We start from the raw sequence: 4,486 nt of genomic DNA, 5'->3' as shown, positions 1-4,486 counted from the left end.
GACACCGGGGACCGCGGCGACTACCTGCGTGCCATCGTCCGCCTCGCGTGCGAACGTGAGGACCTGGGCCCGGACTTCCGGACCTGGCTCCGCCGCTTCGTGGCCGAGGAGATGACGGACGGCGACGGCTGACGCCGGCGCCGCGGACAGCAGAGGGCGGGCCGGAGGGCAACCTCCGGCCCGCCCTCTCGCGTTGCCGGCTTCCTTCCCGCACTGCGGCGGCGGACGGTCATGACTCCGGCCCGCTCGACCCCCGACGGGTCGTCCCCGCATCCCGGGACGGCATCCCAGGCACTCCTGTCTCCGCAGGTCAGCTGGGGTGGGACGGTTCCACCGGCGCAGGTGTGGCGGCGGCTGTTGCCGTGCCTGCCCGGCGTCCTGAAAGCTCTGGGTGTCGCACCGGCCGAGGCGGACCGCCCCGGCAGCAGCATGGCGACGACACCCACCTCTGAGCCTGCGGGCGAAGACACCGGCCCGGCTCCCGCCCGGCCGGGCGGTCGGGCGCCCGTCCCCGCATCGGCGGGTGAGGGGCGACACGCCGGCAGCGCCTTCGGCACGGCAGCCGGAAGCGGCCGGAAGCGATCACCCACGGACCCACAGAAGGAAGACGCACATGAACAGGAAGTTCCTCGCACACCGCCGTCCGGGCCGCCGCGCGGCCGCCGTCGCCGGCCTCGTCCTGGCCGTCGGACTCGGCGTGTCGACGCAGGCGCCGGCACAGGCGTCCGTCCACGCCCCCGCGCAGGCGTCCGCCGCGGCGCAGCCGGTCAGCGGTACGCCCGGCCAGGCGGTGACCCGGGTCGCCGACTTCTACGGCGCGTACATCGACGCGAAGAGCGACTACCCGGACCCGGACGCCGCGCTGGCCACGGCGCTCCGCAAGCACTACCTGGCGCCCGACTTCGCCGAGCGGCTGGCGGCCTGGGAGGAGGAGAACGGGACGGACGGCGTCCTGCGCGCGCAGAACGTCCCGGCGCAGTGGACGGTGACCGACAACGGCGCCGTGGGCAACGGCCACGAGGTCGTCGTCACCCTGACCTACGGCAGCGGGGGGACGGCGCGGAAGACCAAGCTCTTCGTGCTGCTGGAGCGGTACGACCACATCGCCGACATCACGACCGCGAGCGCCCGCTGACGGCGGCGGACGCCGCGCACGAGGGGCCCGGCCGCGCTGCGGCCGGGCCCCTCGCCGGGCACTGCCCCGCGAACCGCCGCCGGACGCCGCCCCAGCGAACGGCGGGCCCGTCCGGAAGCCGCACGGCCGGGACGGCGGCGGCTAGAACGGCTCGAAGTCGTCGAACTCCCGCTCCAGGTCGTCGCGTTCGGCCTGCCGGTCCCTGCGGCGCTGGGCCGCGGGCCGCGGCGCGTCGAGACGGTGGTCCTCGCCCCGGCGGCCGAGCATCTCCGCACCGGCCATGACCGACGGCTCCCAGTCGAAGACGACCGCGTTCTCCTCGGGGCCGATGGCGACGCCGTCGCCCGCGCGGGCGCCCGCCTTCATCAGCTCCTCCTCCACACCGAGGCGGTTGAGCCGGTCGGCGAGGTAGCCGACGGCCTCGTCGTTGTTGAAGTCGGTCTGGCGGACCCAGCGCTCGGGCTTCTCGCCGCGCACCCGGAACAGCGGCTCGCCGCCGGACTCCTCGCGGGTCACGGTGAAGCCGGCGTCGTCCACGGCCTTGGGCCGGATGACGATGCGCGTCGCCTCCTCCTTCGGCTTGGCGGCGCGTGCCCTGGCGACCAGCTCGCCGAGCGCGAAGGACAGCTCGCGCAGCCCGGTGTGGGCGACGGCCGACACCTCGAAGACGCGGTAGCCGCGGGCCTCGAGGTCGGGGCGGACCATCTCCGCGAGGTCCTTGCCGTCCGGCACGTCGATCTTGTTGAGGACGACGATCCGGGGCCGGTCGTCGAGGCCGCCGTACTGGCGCAGCTCCTCCTCGATGACGTCGAGGTCGGAGACCGGGTCGCGGTCGGACTCCAGCGTGGCGGTGTCCAGCACGTGCACCAGCACGCTGCACCGCTCCACGTGCCGCAGGAACTCCAGGCCGAGCCCGCGGCCCTGGCTGGCGCCGGGGATGAGGCCGGGCACGTCGGCGATGGTGTAGACGGTGGAGCCGGCGGTCACCACGCCCAGGTTCGGGACGAGGGTGGTGAACGGGTAGTCGGCGATCTTCGGCTTGGCGGCGCTGAGCACGGAGATCAGCGAGGACTTGCCGGCGCTCGGGTACCCGACCAGCGCGACGTCCGCGACGGTCTTCAGCTCCAGGACGATGTCCTGCACGTCGCCGGGCTCGCCCAGCAGCGCGAAGCCGGGCGCCTTGCGGCGGGCGGAGGCCAGCGCCGCGTTGCCGAGGCCGCCGCGGCCGCCCTGGGCGGCGATGTACGAGGTGCCGTGGCCGACCAGGTCGGCGAGCACGTTGCCCGCCTTGTCCAGCACGACCGTGCCGTCCGGCACCGGCAGCACGAGGTCCTGGCCGTCCTTGCCGGAGCGGTTGCCGCCCTCGCCGGGCTTGCCGTTGGTGGCCTTGCGGTGCGGGGAGTGGTGGTAGTCGAGCAGCGTCGTGACCGACTGGTCGACGGTCAGGACGACGTCACCGCCACGGCCGCCGTTGCCGCCGTCCGGGCCGCCGAGCGGCTTGAACTTCTCACGGTGGACGGAGGCACAGCCGTGGCCTCCGTTACCCGCGGCGACGTGCAGCTCGACGCGGTCCACGAAGGTGGTCATGGTTCGGTGCCTCCAGGGAAATACGGGTGTGTCTCAGGGTTAACACGCGAAAGGCGGACCCGCCTTCCCGACCGGGAAGTGAGGTCCGCCTCGCGAAGGGTTCGAACGAGTCGCTCGGTCGCGCCGTGAATCAGCTGATTCAGGCGACCGGGACGACGTTCACGACCTTGCGGCCACGGTGGGTACCGAACTCCACCGCACCGGCCTGCAGAGCGAACAGCGTGTCGTCGCCGCCGCGGCCGACACCGGCGCCCGGGTGGAAGTGGGTGCCGCGCTGGCGGACCAGGATCTCACCCGCGTTCACGACCTGACCGCCGAAGCGCTTCACGCCGAGCCGCTGGGCGTTGGAGTCGCGACCGTTCCGGGTGGACGATGCGCCCTTCTTGTGTGCCATGTCTCCTCAGTCCCTTACTTCGCAGCCGTGGGGATCGACGTGACCTTGATCGCCGTGTACTGCTGGCGGTGGCCCTGCCGACGGCGGTAGCCGGTCTTGTTCTTGTAGCGCAGAATGTCGATCTTCTGGCCCTTGTGGTGGTCCACGACCTCGGCCTGGACCTTGATGCCGGCCAGCACCCACGGGTCGCTGGTCACGGAGTCGCCGTCGACAACGAGCAGGGTCGAGAGCTCGACCGTGTCGCCAACCTTGGCCGTGGAAATCTTGTCAACCTCAACGATGTCGCCGACAGCAACCTTGTGCTGGCGACCACCGCTGCGCACGATGGCGTACACGCGGATCTCACTTTCGCTCGAAGAAACGGCACCCCCGCAGGCCAGTCGCCCACGAACACCACGGACGACCTCTCCCGGCCAGCCGTGTGCCCGGGAGGAAGAGGTTTACGGGGATGTGGCGTGCTCAGTGGACACGCCGACGGTCAAGGTTACGGGCCACGACCGTAGCGGGTCAAACTGGGTGTGGTTCAGCCGGTGACCGCGGCGACGTACTGCGCGTACGCCTCCCTGATGCCCTCCGGCGGCAGCGCGAGGTGCTCCAGGATCGTGTACCGGCCGGGGCGGGTCTCCGGGGCGAACTCGACCGCCCGGACGAACTCGTCGTCGCTGAAGCCGATCTCCTCCGCCACCACCGGCAGGGAGTGGCGGCGCAGCGCGTCGGCCATCAGCAGCGCTCCCTCGTGGTCGCCCCGCAGGTGCGTGGCGAAGGCGGCGCCGATGCCCACCTGCTCGCCGTGGCTGGCCGCCCGCTTCGGGTGGAGCAGGTCGAGCGCGTGGCTGATCTCGTGGCAGGCGCCCGAGGACGGGCGCGTGTGCCCGGCGATGGACATGGCGATGCCGGACAGCACCAGCCCCTCGGCCAGCACGGTCAGGAACCCGTCGTCGCCGCAGCCGCCCGGGTGGCGCAGCACGGCCTCGCCGGCCTGGCGGGCCATGGCCGCGGCCAGCCCGTCGATCTTCTCGCCGTTGACGCGGCCCGCCAGCTCCCAGTCCGCGACCGCGGAGATGTTGGACAGCGCGTCGCCGATGCCGGAGCGCACGAACCGGATCGGGGCCTCCCGCACCACCGCCAGGTCGACCAGGATGGCGATGGGGGTGGGCACCCCGTAGGAGCCGCGGCCGGCGTCGTTGTCCAGGATGGACACGGGCGAGCAGAGGCCGTCGTGGGAGAGGTTGGTGGCGACGGCGACCATGGGCAGCCCGATGCGCGCCGCCGAGTACTTGGCGCAGTCGATGACCTTGCCGCCGCCGAGGCCGACGACCGCGTCGTACTTGCCGGACTTCATCTCGTCGGCCAGCCGGACGGCGTCGTCC

5 protein-coding genes and 1 pseudogene are annotated in these 4,486 nt (G+C 72.6%); 2 read left to right on the top strand and 4 right to left on the bottom strand.

Going from position 1 to position 4,486, the window contains the following annotated elements; genetic code table 11:
- Positions 1 to 132: pseudogene (locus ABZ261_RS29415) on the top strand (UTP--glucose-1-phosphate uridylyltransferase); the annotation flags it as partial.
- A 481-nt stretch (positions 133 to 613) separates the two neighbouring features.
- Entirely contained in the window at positions 614 to 1,135 is a 522-nt protein-coding gene (locus ABZ261_RS29410) for a hypothetical protein (RefSeq protein ID WP_356864369.1), read from the top strand.
- Positions 1,136 to 1,276: 141 nt separating this feature from the next.
- On the opposite strand, the gene obgE is transcribed toward ABZ261_RS29410, so the two are convergent.
- The 4 genes from obgE to ABZ261_RS29390 all read right to left on the bottom strand — a co-directional run.
- On the bottom strand, positions 1,277 to 2,722 hold the full coding sequence (gene obgE, locus ABZ261_RS29405; RefSeq protein WP_356864367.1) for a GTPase ObgE: 1,446 nt from the start codon (positions 2,720 to 2,722) through the stop codon (positions 1,277 to 1,279).
- Between the two features lie 139 nt (positions 2,723 to 2,861).
- On the bottom strand, positions 2,862 to 3,116 hold the full coding sequence (gene rpmA, locus ABZ261_RS29400) for a 50S ribosomal protein L27 (RefSeq protein WP_055703572.1): 255 nt from the start codon (positions 3,114 to 3,116) through the stop codon (positions 2,862 to 2,864).
- A 14-nt stretch (positions 3,117 to 3,130) separates the two neighbouring features.
- Entirely contained in the window at positions 3,131 to 3,451 is a 321-nt protein-coding gene (gene rplU, locus ABZ261_RS29395) for a 50S ribosomal protein L21 (protein WP_028422127.1), read from the bottom strand.
- Positions 3,452 to 3,639: 188 nt separating this feature from the next.
- Positions 3,640 to 4,486, bottom strand: an 847-nt coding sequence (locus ABZ261_RS29390; RefSeq protein ID WP_356864365.1) for an iron-containing alcohol dehydrogenase family protein, incomplete at its 5' end; no start/stop codon positions are given.

It is taken from the genome of Streptomyces sp. NPDC006193 (assembly GCF_040613915.1).
Lineage (GTDB): Bacteria > Actinomycetota > Actinomycetes > Streptomycetales > Streptomycetaceae > Streptomyces.
The sequence above is the reverse complement of the archived record's forward strand: the minus strand, read 5'-3'. Positions and strand labels throughout refer to the sequence as shown.

Bases quoted from the DNA above. Each gene is read 5' to 3' on its own strand.
- rpmA (WP_055703572.1), bottom strand. From the start codon at position 3,116: ATGGCACACAAGAAGGGCGCATCGTCCACCCGGAACGGTCGCGACTCC.
- ABZ261_RS29410 (WP_356864369.1), top strand. From the start codon at position 614: ATGAACAGGAAGTTCCTCGCACACCGCCGTCCGGGCCGCCGCGCGGCC.
- obgE (WP_356864367.1), bottom strand. From the start codon at position 2,722: ATGACCACCTTCGTGGACCGCGTCGAGCTGCACGTCGCCGCGGGTAAC.